The 20743-nt window shown below is 62.6% G+C and carries 18 protein-coding genes and 2 pseudogenes; 7 read left to right on the forward strand and 13 right to left on the reverse strand.

What is annotated here, in order from left to right:
- Positions 1–1078: 1078 nt before the first annotated feature.
- The 3 genes and pseudogenes from FHX14_RS12560 to FHX14_RS12570 all read right to left on the reverse strand — a co-directional run bounded on the left by FHX14_RS12560 (position 1079) and on the right by FHX14_RS12570 (position 3044).
- The gene (locus FHX14_RS12560; RefSeq protein ID WP_184377292.1) at positions 1079–1258 is read right to left on the reverse strand and encodes a DUF3606 domain-containing protein; all 180 of its coding nucleotides are present in this window, start codon (positions 1256–1258) and stop codon (positions 1079–1081) included.
- Between the two features lie 95 nt (positions 1259–1353).
- Positions 1354–1991 (reverse strand): annotated as a pseudogene (locus FHX14_RS12565) (ATP-dependent DNA ligase); the annotation flags it as partial.
- Positions 1992–2870: 879 nt separating this feature from the next.
- Positions 2871–3044 carry a hypothetical protein gene (locus FHX14_RS12570; RefSeq protein WP_184377293.1) on the reverse strand — a complete coding sequence of 58 codons (174 nt, stop codon included), beginning with the start codon at positions 3042–3044 and terminating at the stop codon, positions 2871–2873.
- 14 nt (positions 3045–3058) lie between these two features.
- Between FHX14_RS12570 and FHX14_RS33025 the strand changes: the two are divergent.
- A pseudogene (locus tag FHX14_RS33025) lies at positions 3059–3139 on the forward strand (slipin family protein); the annotation flags it as partial.
- Between the two features lie 86 nt (positions 3140–3225).
- Here FHX14_RS33025 and lpdA read toward each other — a convergent pair.
- From lpdA to FHX14_RS12605, 7 genes are all read right to left on the reverse strand, one after another.
- Positions 3226–4623 carry a dihydrolipoyl dehydrogenase gene (lpdA, locus tag FHX14_RS12575; RefSeq protein WP_184377294.1) on the reverse strand — a complete coding sequence of 466 codons (1398 nt, stop codon included), beginning with the start codon at positions 4621–4623 and terminating at the stop codon, positions 3226–3228.
- A 3-nt stretch (positions 4624–4626) separates the two neighbouring features.
- Positions 4627–5856: a dihydrolipoamide acetyltransferase family protein gene (locus FHX14_RS12580; protein WP_184377295.1), complete on the reverse strand. Its 1230-nt coding sequence runs from the start codon at positions 5854–5856 to the stop codon at positions 4627–4629.
- A gap of 3 nt (positions 5857–5859) precedes the next feature.
- Positions 5860–6873 (reverse strand): alpha-ketoacid dehydrogenase subunit beta, encoded by a 1014-nt coding sequence (locus tag FHX14_RS12585; protein WP_184377296.1) that lies wholly within the window; start codon positions 6871–6873, stop codon positions 5860–5862.
- A gap of 1 nt (position 6874) precedes the next feature.
- Positions 6875–8107: a 3-methyl-2-oxobutanoate dehydrogenase (2-methylpropanoyl-transferring) subunit alpha gene (locus FHX14_RS12590; protein ID WP_003591701.1), complete on the reverse strand. Its 1233-nt coding sequence runs from the start codon at positions 8105–8107 to the stop codon at positions 6875–6877.
- Positions 8108–8170: 63 nt separating this feature from the next.
- Complete coding sequence (locus FHX14_RS12595; protein WP_184377297.1) at positions 8171–9298, reverse strand: acyl-CoA dehydrogenase family protein; 1128 nt, start codon at positions 9296–9298, stop codon at positions 8171–8173.
- 14 nt (positions 9299–9312) lie between these two features.
- Complete coding sequence (locus FHX14_RS12600; RefSeq protein ID WP_184377298.1) at positions 9313–10500, reverse strand: acetyl-CoA C-acyltransferase; 1188 nt, start codon at positions 10498–10500, stop codon at positions 9313–9315.
- Positions 10501–10520: 20 nt separating this feature from the next.
- Positions 10521–11288 (reverse strand): 3-hydroxyacyl-CoA dehydrogenase, encoded by a 768-nt coding sequence (locus tag FHX14_RS12605; protein ID WP_184377299.1) that lies wholly within the window; start codon positions 11286–11288, stop codon positions 10521–10523.
- A gap of 137 nt (positions 11289–11425) precedes the next feature.
- Here FHX14_RS12605 and FHX14_RS12610 point away from each other — a divergent pair, with 137 nt between their 5' ends.
- On the forward strand, positions 11426–12451 hold the full coding sequence (locus tag FHX14_RS12610; RefSeq protein WP_184377300.1) for an AraC family transcriptional regulator: 1026 nt from the start codon (positions 11426–11428) through the stop codon (positions 12449–12451).
- Here the strand turns inward: FHX14_RS12610 and FHX14_RS12615 are convergent.
- Entirely contained in the window at positions 12435–12854 is a 420-nt protein-coding gene (locus tag FHX14_RS12615; protein WP_184377301.1) for a hypothetical protein, read from the reverse strand. The genes FHX14_RS12610 and FHX14_RS12615 overlap by 17 nt on opposite strands.
- A complete protein-coding gene (locus FHX14_RS12620) occupies positions 12844–13104 on the reverse strand; it encodes a type II toxin-antitoxin system Phd/YefM family antitoxin (protein WP_184377302.1) in 261 nt (86 codons plus the stop codon). Before FHX14_RS12620 ends, FHX14_RS12615 begins: the two co-directional genes overlap by 11 nt.
- Before the next feature lie 154 nt (positions 13105–13258).
- Between FHX14_RS12620 and FHX14_RS12625 the strand changes: the two genes are divergently transcribed.
- From FHX14_RS12625 to FHX14_RS12645, 5 genes are read left to right on the forward strand one after another with little or no spacing between them, the layout of a single operon-like run.
- The gene (locus tag FHX14_RS12625; RefSeq protein ID WP_184377303.1) at positions 13259–14404 is read left to right on the forward strand and encodes an isovaleryl-CoA dehydrogenase; all 1146 of its coding nucleotides are present in this window, start codon (positions 13259–13261) and stop codon (positions 14402–14404) included.
- Positions 14401–16011, forward strand: a complete 1611-nt coding sequence (locus FHX14_RS12630; RefSeq protein WP_184377304.1) for a carboxyl transferase domain-containing protein — start codon at positions 14401–14403, stop codon at positions 16009–16011. The genes FHX14_RS12625 and FHX14_RS12630 overlap by 4 nt, the downstream gene beginning before the upstream one ends.
- Positions 16012–16018: 7 nt before the next feature.
- Complete coding sequence (locus FHX14_RS12635; RefSeq protein ID WP_184377305.1) at positions 16019–17884, forward strand: acetyl/propionyl/methylcrotonyl-CoA carboxylase subunit alpha; 1866 nt, start codon at positions 16019–16021, stop codon at positions 17882–17884.
- Positions 17884–18336, forward strand: a complete 453-nt coding sequence (locus tag FHX14_RS12640; protein WP_184377306.1) for a MaoC family dehydratase — start codon at positions 17884–17886, stop codon at positions 18334–18336. The genes FHX14_RS12635 and FHX14_RS12640 overlap by 1 nt, the downstream gene beginning before the upstream one ends.
- Positions 18333–19169 (forward strand): CoA ester lyase, encoded by an 837-nt coding sequence (locus FHX14_RS12645; RefSeq protein WP_184377307.1) that lies wholly within the window; start codon positions 18333–18335, stop codon positions 19167–19169. The genes FHX14_RS12640 and FHX14_RS12645 overlap by 4 nt, the downstream gene beginning before the upstream one ends.
- 10 nt (positions 19170–19179) lie before the next feature.
- On the opposite strand, the gene FHX14_RS12650 is transcribed toward FHX14_RS12645, so the two are convergent.
- Entirely contained in the window at positions 19180–20631 is a 1452-nt protein-coding gene (locus FHX14_RS12650; protein WP_184377308.1) for an efflux transporter outer membrane subunit, read from the reverse strand.
- Positions 20632–20743 lie beyond the last annotated feature (112 nt).

The following is a 20743-nucleotide window of genomic DNA, read 5'->3' on the forward strand; positions in this document are numbered from 1 at the left end:
ACAACCCAGGTATAATTTGAGTAATCTGCATACGAATACATCGTTCTTCCTTTGAGCGGGCCATCTATTGCGGACAGACCAATTCGTCGACCTTGCGCCTTTCCCGAGGACCGCCAGCAAACGCGGGTTCGTGGGCCGATCAATTTCGAAGAGACTGCGCCCATAATCACAGCGAATTGGCCGACAGCATGTTCCTCGGACCCAGTACACGCCGTACCAAGAGGATAGGAAAAAGGATTTCGGGGTGCCCCAATGGATTCCGGTTCGAAAAGCATCGGCAGCGAAAAACAGTCGCCGCAAGGTTCTAAAGCATGGCTTCACACACTGCCGGCATATCGTGCTCTGGAAATAGCCTGATAATCGGATGGATGTTCGATTTTCCGCCGTTTAGAGAGCGATCAAAAGCGTTCGCCGAAGACGCATGTAGAATATTGCCCATTTGTGGAAATCAACCCAGCCCCTACGATTGTCCAAGTTGCCAGTTTGGGTTGAACAGGTCAATGGTCTTCGAATGAAGCTGCACAAAAAGAATATGGTTCCAAAAATACGGAAGGGATGAGGCATTTTACGCCGTATTGCTCGCGAATTCGACACTTCAAAAACAGAATAATCTTCCAAGAGGGAACAAAGTTAAACCCCAATGACTCTGAAAATTGGAATAAGTCACACGGAGGTTCTTCGGGATAGCTATTTTAGCGTTTGCTAGAACGCTGCAGACCAAGGCGCTCAACCACTGCACCACAAAGTGCGGGCGCGAGTCCGAAGAAAAGCAATTGCGCAATTCCAGAAAGCCCAAAGGGAGGACATTGAGAATAGATGACCTCAGCAACCCGATGCCGGCACCGACGATAAATGGCAGATAATCATGAGCGAAGGTCGCCGGCGTGCGCGATGACAATGCGGCGGAAAGCCATGCCGCGTTCTCCCCGCTGATCGCCGTGCCTCCAATTATGTGAAATGCCATTTCCCGGATGTCTTTCTGCGCGGCACTTCTGAAGTAGCAGCCGATGGGATTCTATGCCCCAGCCCACATCGGGTCGGCATCAATTACTTCCAAGCCCGGCTAATCTGGGACACCTTAGCCCTTGCGATCCAAGGCGTCCTCAACCTTCTTACGGCTGTTTCCAACTTCCTTCACAGTCTCTTTGACCTCCTGTTTGGAGACGCCCTCCTTCTTCGCTTCATAGCGGACCTCGTGATCTTGGCCAGCCGCGACGCGGGCTCGATCTTGATTGCGGCTTCGTGGACTTTTGGACATCTCAAACCTCCGTCTCATGGCTATGAAACGGCTAAACCTTCTGAGATCGACGAAGTTCCTGCGCAGCGGTGAGCTGTTCCGATGGCGCAACCAGCAACGGCAGACCTACCGATGACTAGCTTGCCCATCTGCTGCCGGAGCTCGCTCGCAGAACTCTCATTGAAACCGGTTCCGACTTCGCCGACATAGACGAGCTCATTCCCTTTACGGGCGGCAAGCAGCAGCCTCCCGATGCCCCCCGAGCGACGCCGTCGCCTTCTCATAGCCGACGATGAGGAAGCCGTCGCGCTGTAGGCATTTGAGCTTCAGACGTCGGCCGCTGCGATAGGTCCTGTTGCGATCTTTGGCGCCCATGCTCGCACGCAATGCGCAGAAGTGTTCGCCATCCACTTCGATTTCTTCCGAGAGCGTGATCGCCTCCTCGCCGCCAGGCGGCACGAGCCCATCGAGGAGATGCCGGCGAGAGGCGAGGTCGGTGCCGGTGATGTCGTGACCGTCGAAATAGCGGAGGTCAAACGTCATCAGGATTGCTTCGCGAGACTGTCTTGCGCCGCCTCGCCCGCCGAGAGCTGCTGAAGCATGCCGAAATCGGACCGGCCTTGCGTGTCGAGCACGACGGCCTCACCATGCAAATCGCGGTCGAGACGGACAAGCTCTTGGCCGCCGCGACGATCGAGGGGAAACGCTCCGTCCAGTCGATCTGGCTGTGACCGTTGGCGATCTTCGTGAGGACGTCGGTGAGATAATCCTGCGGCGTTGCTGTCGTTTTTGAGTTTTATGGCGTTCAGCTCGATGGCTGCTTTTAGGACACTGACCATAGTGTCTGAACCGCTGAAATGAGCGGCATTAGGTAGCAAAGACCACCAAGAGCGATTTAAGCCTCTGAGTCGAAACAGAAAAAGCGTTCCACAATGCCGCTGACATTGATCGGGTTAGTGACAATGTTGCGAGGTAGCCATCATTGCGCTTCCTCCGCAAAGCGCCAAAAATGGACTTTCCAAACATTACGCGGGGAGTGTAGAAACACCGATATTTAGGGCGAGTTTACCTGATATGGAAACCGTTACACTTTGGAGGCTTGATGAGCCCGCATGAACTATTTGAGCGGGCCAGAGCGCTTTGGCCTGAAATAATACCTCACACTGGTGACAAGCGCGAAGCCCTCAACAGGGTGTATTGGCCTCTCGAAGAAAAGTTGGGCTGTGAGGACGAATGGCTCAGCCTCATAGCATGGGCGTTCCATCAATCATTTTGGGTGCACGCCATTAAAGGGGCAGGGGCGGATGATCCCACTCTAAGTCCGGCCAATGTGCCATTCAGTCTTTTCGACCAGTATATGCGGGAAAACCTGCAAGACGAATATTGGTTAAATAGGCGGACCGAATACTCTGGCTGTTGAGGCCGACTAATTCCGAGCCAACTTTCTCTGCCGCCGCTGGGCGACCAGTGCTTCTTGAGCTTCGTCGCGCGACGGAAGTTGACGTTCTGATCTCAAGATGTGAAATGCGCCGCAGTTTGCATTAGGGCAGCCGCAGGAAACTGCGTCATGGTATTTGGCTTCTCCCGCACGCTTTTGGGCGGCGTTCGTGCGCTCTTCGCTTTTTTGATGGTGTCAATAATCGCGCCGCGCTTCAGGAATTAATCGTCCGTTGCTGCACTGCCCCGATTGCTTCTTGTCGGCACCAAAATCAAAGCATGACCGAAAGCCTGCAATGGGGCCGAAAGCAGTCGCAGGTCGCACGGATCGCCAGTAAGGGTCTTTCGAACCCTCATCGAAATTAACCATTTATGCCTCCTTCGATCGCCAGCGAGAAGACTTCGACGATTTTGTTTCCCTTCCCGATGGAGCTCGGCAATCTGATGGCCGTTAAGCCGAAGTGATCGAACGGCACTGGCGTAGCTCATCGATGATAAGAAGCTGGCAGTCTGTCGGAACGCCGCCGCCCCGTGGTCTTTGCCAGCTCGGCTTAAATATGCAGAGCGCTTCCCATGGCTTTCAGCGCCGCCTCCATCACCGCTTCGCTGCGGGTCGGATGCGCGTGGATCGTGCCGGCGATATCTTCCAGGCGCGCGCCCATTTCGATCGCCAGCGCAAAAGCCGCCGAGAGTTCGGAGACACCTGCCCCCACTGCCTGGATGCCGAGAACGAGGTTGGTGTCGGCGCGGGCAACGACACGCACGAAGCCCTCCTCCGAGACCATCGTCATCGCCCGTCCGTTGGCGCTGAACGGAAACTGGCCGGTGCGGATTTCATAGCCTTGCGCCCGCGCCTCCGCCGGCGAAAGGCCGGCGCTGACGATCTCCGGATCGGTGAAACAGATGGCCGGAATGCAGCGCTTGTCCCAGGCGCGCTTCTTGCCCGCGATGATCTCGGCCACCATCTCCCCTTGCGCCATGGCCCGATGAGCCAGCATCGGCTCGCCGGTGACGTCGCCGATCGCATAGATCCCGCGCATTGAGGTGCGGCAGCGGTCGTCGATCCTCAGATAAGGGCCGGCGCGATCGAGATCGAGCTCTTCGAGACCGGAACCGGCCGTCCGCGGGCGGCGGCCGACGGTGACGAGAATGCGCTCCGCCGGCAGGGTCTCTCGCCGGCCATCGGAGGTTTCGGCGAGCAGTGCCTCGCCATTATCGGTAAGACCGATCGCCTTCGCACCCGTCAACACGCGGATACCCATTTCGCTCAGCCTGCGCAGGACGGGCCGCACCAGCTCGGCATCATAGAGCGGCAGCACCTGTGGTGTCGCCTCGACGACCGTCACCGCCGAGCCCATCTTGGCAAAAGCCGTTCCGAGCTCCAGCCCGATATAGCCGCCGCCGACCACGACGAGTTTCTTCGGCAGCTCCGTCAGCGACAGCGCCTCCGTCGAGGAAATGACCCGGCCGCCGAACGGCAGGTTGGCAAGCTCCACCGGATCGGAGCCGGTGGCGATCACCACGGTCTCGGCGCGGATGATCTGCTGGCCGGTCTCCGTCTCCACCTCCACCGTCTTGCCATCGCGGAAGTGAGCCCGACCGTGGACGATCTTGACCCGAGACTTCTGCAGTAACCCCGAGACGCCGCCTGTGAGCCGGCCGACAATGCCGTCCTTCCAGGCAATCGTCCTGCCAAGATCGATCGAGGCGCCTTCGACGCGGATGCCCATCGGGTTCTTGCCGGCGAGCATCTTTTGCGTCGCGTCGAATTCCTCGGCCGCATGGATCAACGCCTTGGAGGGTATGCAGCCGACCGTCAGGCAGGTGCCGCCCGGCTTGCCGGCCTCGACGATGACGGTATCGATGCCGAGCTGGCCGGCGCGGATGGCACAGACATAACCGCCCGGACCGGCGCCGATGACGAGGAGCTTGCAGACAATTTCTTTCATGGCTCAGCCTTCGATGAAAATGAGCGCCGGGGTTTCGAGCAGCGTGCGGACGCGCTGCACGAAGGTCGCCGCATCCCAGCCGTCGATGATGCGATGATCGAAGCTGGAGGAGAGGTTCATCATCTTGCGCGGCACGAATTGCGCGCCGTCCCAGACGGGGCGCGTCGCAATCTTGTTGACGCCGATGATCGCCACTTCAGGATGATTGATGACCGGCGTCGAGACGATGCCGCCGAGCGCGCCGAGCGAGCTGATGGTGATCGTCGAGCCCAAAAGCTCGTCGCGCGTCGCCGTGCCCGAGCGCGCCGCTTCCGCCAGCCGGTTCATCTCGGCGGCGCAATCCCAGATGCCGCGGGCTTCCGCATGCCGCACCACCGGCACGGTCAGACCGGCCGGCGTCTGCGTCGCGATGCCGATATGGACGGCGCTATAACGTGTGATAATGCCGGCATCGTCGTCGAACGTGGCGTTGACCTCGGGCTGCTCGGATATCGCCTTGACCAGCGCCCGCATCAGGAAGGGCAGAACCGTCAGCTTCGGATGACCTTCCCTGCGGTCGCCGTTCATGGTGGCGCGCAATTCCTCGAGCGCAGTCATATCGACTTCCTCCACATAGGTGATGTGGGGGATGCGCGAGGTGGAGAGCACCATTTTCTCGGCAATGCGGCGGCGCAGGCCGGTCAGCTTGATCTCCTCGGTCGCCGTCTTCCTGGCAAAGCCGTTCTTGGCCGCCGCGGGAGCAGTCCCCTGGGCGAGGAACTGCTCGATATCCTCGCGCAGAATGCGCCCGGCCGGTCCGCTCGCCTGCACCTGCCTGAGATCGACGCCGCTTTCTCTGGCGAAGAGCCGCACGGAGGGAGCGGCCAGAGGCTTTTCAGCCGGTGCAGCCGCAGGAGCCGGCGCGGCCGGGGCAGGCTTCACAGTCCCGACTTTCGCCGTCTCGGCAACCGGCGCCTGCGAGATCCGCACGGGCTGGGCCTCGCCGGCATCGCCCGCCGTCTCGATCCGCACCAGCGGCGCCTTGACCGCAATACGGTCTCCGACCTCGCCGGCAAGCCAGATGACGGTGCCATTGACGGGAGAGGGAATTTCCACCGTCGCCTTGTCGGTCATGACGGCGGCGATCACCATGTCCTCGCGGACCGGATCTCCCGCCTTCACATGCCATTCGACAAGCTCGGCCTCGGCGACGCCTTCCCCGACATCGGGCATCTTGATGATGAATTCGCCCATGGCTCAGGCCTCCATGACTTCGGCAAGCGCCCGCCCGACACGGCCGGGACCAGGGAAATAATCCCACTCCTGCGCATGCGGATAGGGTGTATCCCAGCCGGCGACGCGCACAACCGGGGCTTCGAGATGATAGAAGCAATGTTCCTGCACCAGGGCTGCCACCTCCGCGCCGAAGCCCGAGGTCAGCGTTGCCTCATGGACGACGACGCAGCGCCCGGTCTTCGAAACCGATTTGACGATCGTATCGAGGTCGAGCGGCAGCAGGCTTCTCAAATCGATCACTTCGGCGTCGATGCCGGCATCGTCGGCGGCGGCAAGCGCCACATGCACCATCGTGCCGTAGGCAACCACGGTCACCGCCGATCCCGCGCGCCGTACTTCCGCCTTGCCGATCGGGATCGTGTAATGACCGTCGGGCACCTCGCCGAGATCATGTTTCGACCAGGGTGTGACGGGCCGCTCGTGATGGCCGTCAAAGGGGCCGTTATAGAGCCGCTTCGGCTCCAGGAACATCACGGGATCCGGATCCTCGATCGCCGCGATCAGCAGGCCTTTGGCGTCATAAGGGTTCGACGGCACGATCACCTTCAGCCCGCAGACATGGGTGAAGAGCGCTTCCGGGCTCTGGCTGTGCGTCTGGCCGCCGAAGATGCCGCCGCCTGCGGGCATACGCACAACGATCGGGCAGGTGAAATCGCCGTTGGAACGGTAGCGGATGCGCGCCGCCTCCTGCGTCAGCTGGTCATAGGCCGGATACATATAATCGGCGAACTGGATTTCGACGCAGGGCTTCAGCCCATAGGCCGCCATGCCGATCGCCGTGCCGACGATGCCGGATTCGCTGATCGGCGTATCGAAGCAGCGGGTTCTGCCGTATTTTGCCTGCAGCCCTTGCGTGCTGCGGAAAACGCCACCGAAATAGCCGACATCCTCGCCGAAAACCACGACATTGTCGTCCTTCGCCATCGAGACATCCATGGCGCTACGCACCGCCTCGATCATCGTCATCCTGGTCATGTCAGTACCCCGCCTTCTGCCGCTGGCGGCGGATATGCGGCGGCATCTCGGCATAGACGCCCTCGAAAATATCGCGCACCGAAGGCCTGCCGCCGGCATGCAACGTGCCATGCGCTTCAGCCTGACGCTGCGCCTCGATCACTTCGTCCATGATTTCGGCTTCCGCCTGTACATGCCGCTCCTCCGACCATGCGCCCTTGACGATCAGATGTTTCTTCAGCCGCAGCACGGGATCGCCGAGCGGCCAGGCCTCAGATTCCGTCTTCGGCCGATAGGCGCTCGGATCATCGGAGGTCGAATGGGCCCCGACGCGATAGGTGACATATTCGATCAGCGTCGGTCCGAGATTGCGCCGCGCCCGCTCGGCCGCCCAGCGGGCGACAGCATGGACGGCGAGATAGTCGTTTCCGTCGACCCTGAGCGCCGGAATGCCGAAGCCGAGGCCGCGGGCGGCAAAGGTGCCGGAACCGCCGCGGGCGATGCCTTGAAAGGTCGAAATCGCCCATTGATTGTTGACGATGTTGAGAATGACAGGCGCCTTATAGGTCGAGGCGAAGACGAGCGCCGAATGGAAATCGGATTCCGCCGTCGATCCGTCGCCGATCCAGGCGGCAGCGATGCGGCTGTCGTTCTTGATCGCCGAAGCCATCGCCCAGCCGACGGCCTGGACATATTGGGTGGCGAGATTGCCGGAGATGGTAAAGAAGCCGTGCTCCTTGGACGAATACATGATCGGTAGCTGCCGGCCGCGTAAGGGGTCGCTCTCGTTCGAATAGATCTGGTTCATCATCTCGACCATGGGATAGTCGTCGGCAATCAAGAGGCCCGCCTGGCGATAAGTCGGGAAATTCATGTCTCCCTTGATGAGCGCCTTGCGGAAGGCGCAGCTGACGGCTTCTTCGCCGAGATGCTGCATGTAAAAGGAAGTCTTGCCCTGGCGTTGTGCCATCAGCATGCGGGCATCGAAGGCGCGCAGCTTCATCATATTGCGAAGCCCGGTCAGCAGCTCCTCGTCGGAGAGCGATCCTGCCCAGGGGCCGACCGCCTCGCCGTCGCGGTTCAAGACGCGGATGATCGAATAGGCGAGATCGCGGATATCTTCCGAGGCGACATCCACCTCTGGCCGCGGCACGGAACCGGCCTTGGCGATCTTGACGTTGGAAAAATCGGGCTGGCCGCCCGGACGGACGGCGGGTTCGGGGACGTGCAGGCTCAAACGAGCGGAATCCACCATGTTTTTTCTTTCCTCCCTTTGCCGGCCACGCCCCTCTCCCCGGAAGCGGGCCGGATGTCATTCTTATAGATTGCGGGCGATCACCATGCGCTGCACGTCGCTCGTTCCCTCATAGATCTGGCAAATGCGCACATCGCGATAGATGCGCTCGACCGGGTAATCAGCCATGTAGCCATAGCCGCCATGGATCTGGATCGCGTCGGAGCAGACGCGCTCGGCCATTTCGGAGGCAAAGAGTTTCGCCATCGAGGCCTCCGACAGGCAGGGCAGTTCGGCCTCCCTCAAGGCAGCGGCGTGAAAGACCAGTTGGCGCGCCGCCTCGATCCGCACCGCCATATCGGCAAGGCGGAAGGCGACGGCCTGATGCTCGAAAATCGGCTTGCCGAAAGCCGTGCGTTCCCTAGCGTAATCGCGCGCCGCCTCGAAGGCGGCCCGTGCCATGCCGACCGCCTGCGCGGCGATGCCGATCCGCCCGCCCTCGAGATTGGCGAGCGCGATGCGATAACCTTCGCCTTCCGCTCCGAGCCTCAGGTCGACGGGGATACGCATCGCGTTGAAAGCGATCTGGCAGGTGTCGGTGGAATGCAGGCCGAGCTTTTCCTCGACGCGGATCACCTCGTAGCCCGGTGTATCCGTCGGCACGATGAAGGCGGTGATACCCTTCTTGCCGGCATCGGGATCGGTGACGGCAAAGACGATGATGACATTGCCGTTCTTTCCCGAGGTGATGAACTGTTTGGCGCCATCGATCACGTAATGATCGCCGTCTCGCCGCGCCCGGGTTTTCAGGTTCGAGGCGTCTGAACCGGCCTGCGGCTCGGTCAGCGCAAAGCCGCCGATCCATTCGCCGCTTGCCAGTTTCGGCAGGAAGCGCTGCCGCTGTTCCTCGGTGCCGAATTTCAGGATCGGCACGCAGCCGACGGAGCTGTGCACGCTCATGATCGTCGAGCACGGCCCGTCGCCCGCGGCAATCTCCTCGAGTGCTGCGGCATAGGCGATAACGCCGGTATCCGACCCGCCATAGGCCTCCGGCACCAGCATGCCGAGCAGGCCGAGTTCGCCCATCTCCTTCAGTTCCTCGCGCGGGAAGAGATGCTCCCGGTCGCGTTTGGCCGCTCCCGGCGCCAGCCGGTCACGGGCAAAGTCGCGGGCGAGATCTGTGATCTGCTGCTGAAGTTCGGACAGGATCATCTCACCTTCCTCCCCTAGTGCCGCTCGATGGCGACAGCCGTCGCCTCGCCGCCGCCGATGCAGAGCGCGGCCATGCCGCGCTTCAGTCCGTATCGCTGCAGCGCCGAAAGCAGCGTCACCAAAATCCGGGCCCCCGATGCGCCGATCGGATGGCCGAGCGCGCAGGCGCCGCCATGCACGTTGACCTTTTCATGCGGCAGGTCGAGATCGCGCATCGCCGCCATGGCGACGACGGCGAATGCCTCGTTGATTTCGAAGAGATCGACGTCGGAAAGCGCCAGGCCGGTCCGGGCGGAGAGCTTCTGCAGCGCGCCGATCGGCGCGGTGGCGAAAAGATTGGGTGCCTGCGAATGCGTGGCGTGGCCGAGGATCGTGGCGAGCGGCGTCAGGCCGCGCCGCTCCGCCTCGGAGCGGCGCATCAGCACCAGGGCTGCCGCGCCATCGGAGATCGAGCTGGAATTGGCCGCAGTCACCGTGCCGTCGTCGCGGAAAGCCGGTTTCAGCGTCGGGATCTTGTCGAGCCTGGCCTTCCCCGGCTGTTCGTCGCGGCTCGCCACCTGCTCGGCCTTGCCCGATTTCACCGTGACAGGCACGATCTCGCTTTCGAAACAGCCATCGGCGATCGCCTTCTGCGCCCGCGTCAGCGAAGCGATGGCGTAGGTATCCTGCGCCTCGCGCGTGAACTGATAGGCCTCGGCGCAATCCTCCGCGAAGCTGCCCATCAAGCGCCCCTTGTCATAAGCATCCTCCAGCCCGTCGAGGAACATATGATCCACGACCCGCCCATGGCCGAGCCTGTAGCCAGCGCGGGCTCGATCAAGGAGATAGGGCGCGTTCGTCATGCTTTCCATGCCGCCTGCGACCGTCGCAGAAGCGCTGCCGGCGGCAATCAGGTCATGCGCCATCATGACAGCCTTCATGCCGGAGCCGCACATCTTGTTGACGGTGCTCGCCGCCGTCGCAAAGGGCAGACCGGCATGGATGGCCGCCTGACGCGCCGGCGCCTGCCCCTGCCCCGCAGCCAGCACGCAGCCGAAGACGACCTCCTCGATCGCCTCGGCTTCGACGCGGCTGCGCTCAAGTGCTGCGCGGATCGCCGCTGCTCCGAGCTCCGGCGCCGTCGCCTCCTTCAACTCTCCCTGAAAGCTGCCGATCGGGGTGCGCGCCGCACCGGTGATGACGATAGGATCCTGCAAAACCATCTTTCCTCCTTGGGCGGCGCTCAACGCGCGCCCATCCGCAATGCGCCGTCGAGGCGGATGACCTCGCCGTTCATCATGTTGTTTTCAAAGATATGGCGCACCAGCCCGGCAAACTCCGCCGGCCGGCCGAGCCGCGGCGGAAAGGGCACGCTCTTGCCGAGTGCTGCCTGAACCTCGGCCGGCATATCAGCCATCATCGGCGTCTCGAAAATGCCGGGCGCGATCGAGACGACGCGAATGCCGTGGCGGGCAAGCTCGCGGGCAACAGGCAGGGTCATCGCCGCCACTCCGCCCTTGGAGGCGGCATAGGCCGCCTGGCCGATCTGGCCGTCGAAGGCGGCGACCGAAGCCGTATTGACGATGACGCCGCGTTCGCCTTCCGCATCCGGCTCCGCATTCCGGATGGCTTCGGCGGCAAGCCGGATCATGTTGAATGTGCCGATGAGATTGATGCCGATGGTGCGTGCGAAACTCTCCAGCCGGTGCGGCCCATCGCGGCCGATCACCTTTTCGGCCGGCGCCACGCCCGCGCAATTCACCAATCCGCGCAAACCGCCGAAGGCTTCCACCGCAGCGGCAACCACTGCCGCCCCTTCCTCGCCATCACTGACATCCGCCTTGACGAAGCGGGCATCGCTGCCGAATTGCCGGGCGATCTCTTCGCCCGCCTGCATATTGAGATCGGCGATCGTCACACGCCCGCCGGCCTCGACGAGCGCACGTGCCGTCGCCGCACCCAAGCCGGAACTGCCGCCGGTGACGATGAAACTTGCTCCACGGATCAGCATGAACCTGTTCCTCCCTGCCGGCCGCGCCCTCCTCCAGGCGCAACCGACAGGCATGATTTTATTCGCTCCACCTATTGCAAGCGATGACAGAACTGCTTCATTGTTTCGAGCAGTTTTGCCATAGCGCGGGGATTGATATGGCCGAGATCGAGCGACGCATGATCGCGCCGGGCTTCGTCGAAGAGGCGCTCGACAGCCTGCGGCGGCTGGGCAAGCCGACGGCTCCGATCCTGGCCCGCCTCGGCCTGCCAACGACCGTCGACGAGCCGGTTTCGGCCGAGACCTATGGCGCGCTCTGGCTCGCAATCGCTGCCGAGCTCGACGACGAATTCTTCGGCATGGGCGCACGCCCGATGCGTAGCGGCAGCTTCACGCTACTCTGCCATTGCGTTCTGCACGCGCCGACGCTCGGTCACGCGCTGCGCCGGGCGCTGCGCTTCCTCGATGTCGTGCTCGACGACCCCCGCGGGCGGCTCGTCGTTCGCGACGGCCTTGCCGAGATCGAACTTCGGGATGCTGGCGGCCCGCGTTCGGCCTTCGCCTACCGCACCTATTGGATCATCCTGCATGGCATCACTTGCTGGTTGGTCGGCCGGCGCATCCCGATCCGCCTCGTCGATTTCCGCTGCGCCGAGCCCGAACAAGGCGCCGATTACCGGCTGTTCTTCGGTGCGCCGGTGCGCTTCTCCCAGCCAATCAGTCGGCTCGGCTTCGACAGTACCATGCTCGACCTGCCGGTGGCGCGTAGCGCCCGGGCGCTCAAACAATTCCTGCGCGCCGCACCCGCCAATATCCTGGTGCGCTACCGTTACGATGCCGGCATCGCCGCAGCCGTCCGCCGGCGCTTGAGCCAGGCCACGCCCGCCACGTGGCGAAGCTTCGCCGAGCTCGCCGCCGATATGCGCATGCCGCCCTCGACGCTCCGCCACCGGCTGCACGACGAGGGGCAAAGCTATGCCGCGATCAAGGACGATATCCGCCGGGATCTCGCCATCGACCTGCTGCTGAACACATCAAAGACCATCGGTGAGATCGCCGTGCAGCTCGGTTATTCCGAACCCAGCGCCTTCTTCCGGGCTTTCCGGAAATGGATGGGCAAGAGTCCGGAGGCTTTCCGGCGGGAGGAAGCGGAAAATCAAACCTATGTCAGTCGAACCGCTTGACGCGGCCCGACTGGCTTCGCGCTTTCGCGAACATAGCGGCAATCTTCATCACGAAGGATTTGCTGAAGCGGCCAAGAGCCTCCTGATGAGGCTCGATGTACCAGGACTGCTCGACAATATCGTAATTGTATTCGTCTATGACGATCCAGCTCTGCTTAAGATCACCAAGACCGGCACGCCGGCGTTCGATGTCGGGGATTTCAAGGGCAACCCTCCCCGCCTGCGGTGGCTGTGTGGTGACCGGCAGAAGCACAAGGTGCGTATTTCCATCACCCGCACTGCGGATTGCGACAACGACACAAACTGGTCGCTGTTTACGCCCTTCGGTCTCGCCACGCTGCTGCTGCCATGCCCAGAGATAGGGATAGGATATTACTTCCCCCGGGCGAAATTCATGGCTCATCGTCGTAGCCTTCACCCTTCGCCAGCCGCTCGATCGCTTCGCCGAACAACTCGGCATGTTCGTCCGGCATCTCCGAGAGCTGATGGGCGCGACGCGGGTCAATGCCACTGCGCATCCGCTGGTAATGTTCATAGCTCATCAGCACGAAACGCGGCTTGTTGTGCCGGGTAAGAACAATCGGCTCCCGGCTCGCAGCATCGGTGACATCGCCGACCTGCTTGTTGAGATCCCCTGTCGTGAATTGTCGCATGATAAACCTCCGGCTTTAATTCCATATATTCCATATTTCCCATATTTTCAAGAAAACAGCACAGCTTCGATGGGAAGGCTCTCACCCGCATCCAAATCAGAGACACTTTGAACCTTCCGCAACCCGCGCTACATATTCCAACGGGAGGAGTGCCATGTTTGATTTTTCGCTCGGCGACACCGCGGACGCGATCCGTGAAACGACGGCGCGGTTTGCGGCCGATCATATAGCTCCGCTGGCTGCGGAGATCGACGAAAGCAACACATTTCCGCGCCAGCTCTGGCCTGAAATGGGCGCGCTCGGCCTGCATGGAATCACCGTCGAGGAGGAATTTGGTGGTGCCGGTCTCGGTTACCTCGAACACGTTGTCGCCATGGAGGAAGTCTCCCGCGCCTCGGCCTCAGTGGGCCTGAGTTACGGCGCCCATTCCAATCTCTGCGTCAACCAGATCCGCCGCTGGGCCTCGCCGGAACAGAAACACCGCCATCTGCCGAAGCTGATCTCAGGCGAACATGTCGGCTCGCTTGCGATGTCGGAGGCCGGCGCCGGTTCCGATGTCGTCTCGATGCGCCTACGGGCCGAGAAAAAGGGCGACCGCTATATCCTGAACGGCACCAAATTCTGGATCACCAATGCGCCGCATGCCGACGTGCTCGTCGTCTATGCCAAAACCGATCCGGCGGCTGGTCCGAAAGGCATTTCCGCCTTCATCATCGAAAAAGGCCTGCCTGGCTTCAGCGTCTCGAAAAAGCTCTCCAAGCTCGGCATGCGCGGCAGCGATACGGCCGAACTGGTGTTTGAGGATTGCGAGGTGCCGGCCGAGGCGCTGATGGGCCGAGAGGGGGAAGGCGTGAAGATCCTGATGTCGGGCCTCGATTACGAACGCGCCGTACTTGCCGGCGGCCCGCTCGGTATCATGCAGGCCTGCCTCGATGTCGTGCTGCCCTATGTGCGCGATCGCAAGCAGTTCGGAAAACCGATCGGCGATTTCCAGCTGATGCAGGCCAAGATCGCCGACATGTATGTCGCGCTGAATTCGGCCCGCGCCTACGTCTATTCCGTCGCCCGCGCCTGCGACGCCGGCCGGGCGACACGCACCGATGCGGCCGCCGCGATCCTCTTTGCCAGCGAGAATGCCGTCAAGGTTTCGCTGGAGGCGATCCAAGCGCTCGGCGGCGCCGGCTATACCACGGAATGGCCGGTCGAGCGCTTCCTGCGCGATGCCAAGCTCTACGACATCGGCGCCGGCACTAACGAGATCCGCCGCTACCTGATCGGCCGGGAGCTCATAACGCCATGACGGTGATTTCGACTGCGATCGACCGCGACAGCGACAGCTTCAAGGCCAATGCCGTCAAAAACAGAATCCTGATCGACGAGCTCCACGCCCGTTCGGCGAAAGCGCGGGAGGGTGGATCGCAATCGGCACGCGAGCGCCACACAAGCAAGGGCAAACTCCTGCCGCGCGACCGCATCCAGCTGCTCCTCGATGCCGGCAGCCCCTTCCTGGAGATCGGCACGCTGGCCGCCAACGGCATGTATGGCGACGAGGCGCCGGGCGCCGGCATCATCGCCGGCATTGGCCGCGTTTGCGGCCGCGAGGTGATGATCGTCGCCAATGACGCGACGGTGAAGGGCGGCGCCTATTACCCGCTGACGGTGAAGAAACATCTGCGGGCGCAGGAGATCGCCCTGCAGAACCGGCTGCCCTGCCTCTATCTGGTCGATAGCGGCGGCGCCAATCTTCCGCATCAGGCCGAGGTCTTTCCCGACCGCGACCATTTCGGTGCAATCTTCTACAACCAGGCGCAAATGTCGGCCGAGGGAATCCCACAGATCGCCTGCGTGATGGGAAGCTGCACCGCCGGCGGCGCCTATGTACCGGCCATGTCCGACGAAACGGTCATCGTGCGCAATCAGGGCACGATCTTCCTCGCCGGCCCGCCGCTGGTCAAAGCCGCCACAGGCGAAATCATCTCGGCCGAAGAGCTCGGCGGCGCCGAAACCCATGGCCGCCGCTCCGGCGTCGTCGATCATGTCGCCGAGAACGACGAACATGCGCTGCTCCTGGTGCGCGATATCGCAGCCAGCCTCAACAGCGTCAAATCCGTCGATATCGACGTCCAGCCGCCGCGCCCGCCGAAACTCGATCCCGGGGATCTCATCGGCCTCGTTCCGGATGATGTGCGCTCGCCCTATGACGTGCGCGAGGTGATCGGCCGGATCGTCGACGGCTCGGAACTGCATGAGTTCAAGCCGCTCTACGGCACGACGCTCGTCTGCGGCTTTGCCCGCATATGGGGCATGCCGGTCGCCGTGATCGCCAATAACGGCGTGCTTTTTTCCGAGAGCGCGCTGAAGGGGGCGCATTTCATCGAGCTTGCCTGCCAGCGCCGCGTGCCGCTGCTCTTTCTGCAGAATATCTCCGGCTTCATGGTCGGCGGCCGCTATGAGGCCGGCGGCATCGCCAAGGATGGGGCAAAGCTGGTGACGGCGGTTGCAACCGCGACCGTCCCGAAAGTCACCGTCATTATCGGCGGCAGCTTCGGCGCCGGCAATTACGGCATGTGCGGCCGCGCCTATCGCCCGCGTTTCCTCTTCACCTGGCCGAACAGCCGCATCAGCGTCATGGGCGGTGAACAGGCAGCCTCCGTGCTTGCCACCATCCGCCGCGACGCGATGGAGGCGCGCGGCGAGGACTGGCCGGCCGACGAGGAAGAGGCCTTCAAGGCGCCGATCCGGGCCGGCTACGAGGCCGAGGGCAATCCCTATTATGCGACGGCCCGGCTTTGGGACGACGGCATCATCGACCCGCGCCAGACACGCGATGTGCTGGGCCTTGCCTTTTCCGCCTGCCTGAATGCGCCGATCCCGAAAGGGCCGCGCTTCGGCCTGTTCAGGATGTGAGGCGGCGATGATGGACAGTCTTCTCATTGCCAACCGAGGCGAAATCGCCCGCCGCATCATCCGCACGGCAAAGATGCTCGGCATCCGCACGATCGCCGTCTATTCCAAGGCCGACGCCGGCCTGCCCTTCGTCAGAGAAGCGGACGAGGCGATCGCCATCGGCCCGCCGCCGGCCCGCGAAAGCTATCTCTCTGAGGCAAGAATCCTGGAGGCCGCCCGAAAAACCGGCGCTGCCGCCATCCATCCCGGTTACGGTTTCCTGTCGGAAAATGCCGAATTCGCCGAAGCGGTTGAGAAAGCCGGCATCATCTGGGTCGGCGCGCCCCCGGCGGCGATCCGCGCCATGGGGCTCAAGGACGCCGCCAAGGAATTGATGCAGGCGGCCGGCGTGCCCGTCACCCCCGGCTATCTCGGCCCGGACCAGAGCGATGCAAGGCTGGCAGCCGAAGCCGATGCCATCGGTTATCCCGTGCTCATCAAGGCGGTCGCCGGCGGCGGCGGCAAGGGTATGCGCCGCGTCGAACGCGCGCAGGATTTCGCCGAACTCCTCGCCTCCTGCCGCCGCGAGGCAGCGGCCTCCTTCGGCGACGACCGCGTTTTGATCGAACGTTATATCGCCAATCCGCGTCATATCGAGGTTCAGGTCTTCGCCGACAAATCAGGCAATTGCGTTCATCTCTTCGAACGCGATTGTTCGCTGCAGCGCCGGCATCAGAAGGTCATAGAGGAGGCGCCTGCCCCCGGCCTCGATGCCGCCACCCGGGCAGCGATCTGCGATGCCGCGGTAAAGGCCGCAAAAGCAGTCAACTACGTCGGCGCCGGCACCATCGAATTCATCGCCGACGACTCTTCCGGCCTGCATGCCGACCGCATCTGGTTCATGGAAATGAACACGCGGCTGCAGGTGGAACATCCCGTTACCGAGTCGATAACAGGCGAGGATCTGGTGCTCTGGCAGTTGAAGGTCGCCAGCGGCGAGCCCCTGCCGAAAAGCCAGGGCGAGATCGCCGTCAACGGCTGGGCCTTCGAAGCCCGGCTCTATGCCGAAAATCCCGCCGCCGGCTACCTGCCCTCGACCGGCCGGCTCGAACATCTCAAACTCCCGACGTCTGTCCGCGTCGATAGCGGCATCGATGCGGGCGATGAGATCACCGCCTTTTACGATCCGATGATTGCCAAGATCATCGCACACGGGCCGAACCGCGAGGCAGCGCTGTCGAAGCTCGCAGCCGCTTGCGCCGGCATCGAGGTCTGGCCGGTCAGATCGAATGCCGGCCTTCTCGCCCGCATCGCCACCGACCCGGATTTTCGCGCCGCGCGGATCGATACCGGCTTCCTCGACCGCCACGGCGAAAGCCTTGTGGCGAGCGAGCCGGATGAAACCGTCATCGACAGAGCAGCCACGGCACTTTCGAAGAGCATGGATGGCGATCCCTGGTCCGCACTTTCCGGCTTCCGCATCGCTGGGCCAGGCGACAGCCGCGTGCGCGTGCGCATCGACGGTCATCTCTATTGGGGGCGGACGCGCCCCAACCTCGAAGCAAAGACGATCGAGATGGACGAGGCGACGGTGCTTTTCGATGCCGGCAATGCCTGGTCGATCGGTCTGCCGAAGGCGAGCGAAATCGAGGCAAATCACGGTGTGGGCGACGGCGCCATCCTTTCGCCCATGCCAGGCCTCGTCATCTCGGTGGATGTCGCCGAAGGCGACCCGGTCGCCAAAGGGGATCGCCTGCTGACGGTCGAAGCCATGAAGATGGAACATTCGCTGCGGGCGCCCTTCGACGGCATCGTCGGGAAATTGCAGGTTTCCCCGGGTGTCCGCGTCTCGGAAAATCAGCTGGTCGCCAGCGTCATGAAGGGAGAGGAGTGATGGCCGGCCGCTATTTCGACGAATGGACGGTCGGCGACCGCATCGCTCACGAAATCCGCCGCACGGTCACCGAGACCGACAATCTGCTGTTTTCGACGCTCTCCCACAATCCGCAGCCGCTGCATCTCGATGCCGAATATGCGGCCGGCACCGAATTCGGCCGGATCGTCGTCAACGGCACCTTCACCTTTGCGCTCACCGTCGGCCTTTCGGTCGGCGACACCACGCTCGGCACGCTCGTCGCCAATCTCGGCTACGACAAGATGACGATGCCGAAACCGGTCTTCATCGGCGATACGCTCAGGGTGGAAACCGAGGTGACGGAGCTGCGCCGTTCGAACTCCCGCCCCGACGCCGGCATCGTTACCTTCCGGCACGTCACCCTCAACCAGCGCGATGAGATCGTCTGTCAGTGCCTGCGCACCGCGATGCTGAAGGTGAAAATGTCATGAAGCTGCGCTCGCTGCTCTTTGCGCCCGGCGACCGGCCGGACCGTTTCGAAAAAGCGCTCGCCTCGGGCGCCGATGCCGTCATTCTCGATCTGGAAGATTCGGTTTCACCTGCGAATAAGCCGAGGGCACGCGACAGCGTCCATGAATTCGCCCTGCGCCATTCCGGCGAGACCGCTCTTTTTATCCGCATCAATCCCCTCGCCTCGCCTGAATTCGAAGACGATCTTGCCGCCCTGACCGGTCTTCTTCCTTTCGCACTCATGCTGCCGAAGGCCGAGGGCGCCGCTTCCGTGCTGAAGCTCGCAAGCTTCCTCACATCGGCAATCCCCATCCTGCCGATCGCAACGGAAACGCCGTCCGCCATCTTCGAGATCGGCAGCTACCGGGAGGTTTCGGCCAATCTCTGCGGCCTGACCTGGGGTGCCGAGGATCTGCCGGCCGCGATGGGGGCCACGACCGCGCGGAGAACCGACGGCCGGTATACGCCGCCTTACGAGCTTGCCCGCTCGCTCACGCTATTTGCAGCGCAAGCCGCCGCGGTTCCGGCGATCGAAACCGTCTATCCCGATTTCCGCGATCACACCGGTCTGAGGGCCTATGCCGGCCGCGGCCGGCGAGACGGCTTTTCCGGCATGATGGCCATCCATCCGAGCCAGATCGAGACGATCAACCACGCCTTCACGCCCGATGCGTCCGAAATCGCCTGGGCAGAGAAAGTCGCCGCCGCCTTTGCCGCCAGGCCGGACGCCGGCGTCATCCAGCTTGACGGGCGCATGCTTGACCTGCCGCATCTCAAGCTCGCGCTCCGCCTTTTGAAGAGCGCCGGACAATAGCCTCCGCCGATCAGCCCGACTTTGCGGTCGGCTTGGAGGCGACCTGCTGCGGCTCGAGGTAACCGGCGCCGATGGCGACGTAGAGGTCGACATAGTCCTTGGCGACCTGCTGGACCGTGGCGGCAAGGCTTGCCTCGGCATCGGAGACCGAACGCTGCGCCTCCAGGACATCGAGCAGCGACGAAGCGCCGTCCTTGTAGCTCGCGGTAGAAAGCGCCAGCGATTCCTGCGACGTCTGCACCTGCCGGCGCAGTGGCTCCAGCGTCTGCGTGTCGCGGCGCACCGCCGTCAGCGCGTTTTCGACCTCTTCGACGCCGTTCAGCACCGCCGCCTTCCAGGCGAGATACTGGGTTTTCGCGTCGGATTTCTCGATATCGACATTGGCGCGCAACGTGCCACCGTCGAAGATCGGCAGGTTGAGCGACGGTCCGAAGGACCAACTGGTCAGACTTGCGCCTTTGGCGCCCGATGATTTGACCCAGCTCGGCGAGATCGAGCCGGAGAGCGAGATCGACGGGTAGAGCTGGGCCTCGGCTGCGCCGATATCGGCAACGGCGGCCGCCAGGTCGCGTTCGGCCTTGCGAATATCCGGACGATTGCGGATCAGATCGGCCGGAATGCCGGCGCGCATGTCGCCGCGGAAGACCGGTTGACCGGCACTCTTTTGAAGCTCCCCCATCAGCGAAGATGCCGGCATTCCGAGCAGCGTGGCAATGTGATGGGCCGATTCCGTGAAGCTCTTTTCCAGCCCGGGAATATCCGCCTTCGTCGACTGCACCAGGCCTTCGGCCTGAACGACATCGAGGCGGGAGGCCGCACCGGCTTTCAATTGCAGCAGCGTCAATTCGTAAGTCTGCTGGCGGGATTTCACACTCGCCTGCGAAAGGGCGATGCGCTCCTGGTAATAGCGGGCATCGATATAGCTTTCGACGAGATCTTTCAGAAAAGTGAGCTTGGCATTGTCGGCCGTCGCATAGGCGGCCCCCAACGAGGCAATTGCGCTCTCCCTGGAGCGACGATACTGGCCGAAGAAATCGAGCAGCCAGGAGAGGCTGGCCTCCCCGCCCGTCGTGTTCGTGGTGCCGACCGTCGTGCGCAGCCGGCCCTTCTCGCCGGATAATGTGTGCGATGCATCGACAGTCAGGCTCGGCAAGCCGCCGGCGCCGGCAACCGTGACATTGGCTGAAGCCGCGTTGATGCTTTCGAGCGCCTGCAGCACGTCGAGGTTCTCGCTGAGGCCATGCGCCACCAGGCCGTCGAGCCGCTTGTCGCGATAGGCCGTCCACCATTCAGCCGTCACGACATTGCCGTTGCTCTTATTGCTCCCCTCTTCAAATTTGGCCGGAAGCGGCATTTGCGGGGGTACATGATCCGGGCCGCTGACGCAGCCTGTCAGCAGAAGCGTCAGTGCGGATGCGGCGTAGCGGAGGGATGATGGTCTTGTGCGAAGCGACGTACTCACGGGCGAGCCTTCTGAACCGGGATCGTGGGTTCAGGCTTAGCGGGACCAGCGTTAATGGCGGTTAAGAAACTGTAAAGTTAGGTAAAATCCGGCACCGCCCGTCGAGGGGTCC

The sequence above is a fragment of the Rhizobium sp. BK619 genome (assembly GCF_014195245.1).
GTDB classification, from domain to species: domain Bacteria; phylum Pseudomonadota; class Alphaproteobacteria; order Rhizobiales; family Rhizobiaceae; genus Rhizobium; species Rhizobium acidisoli.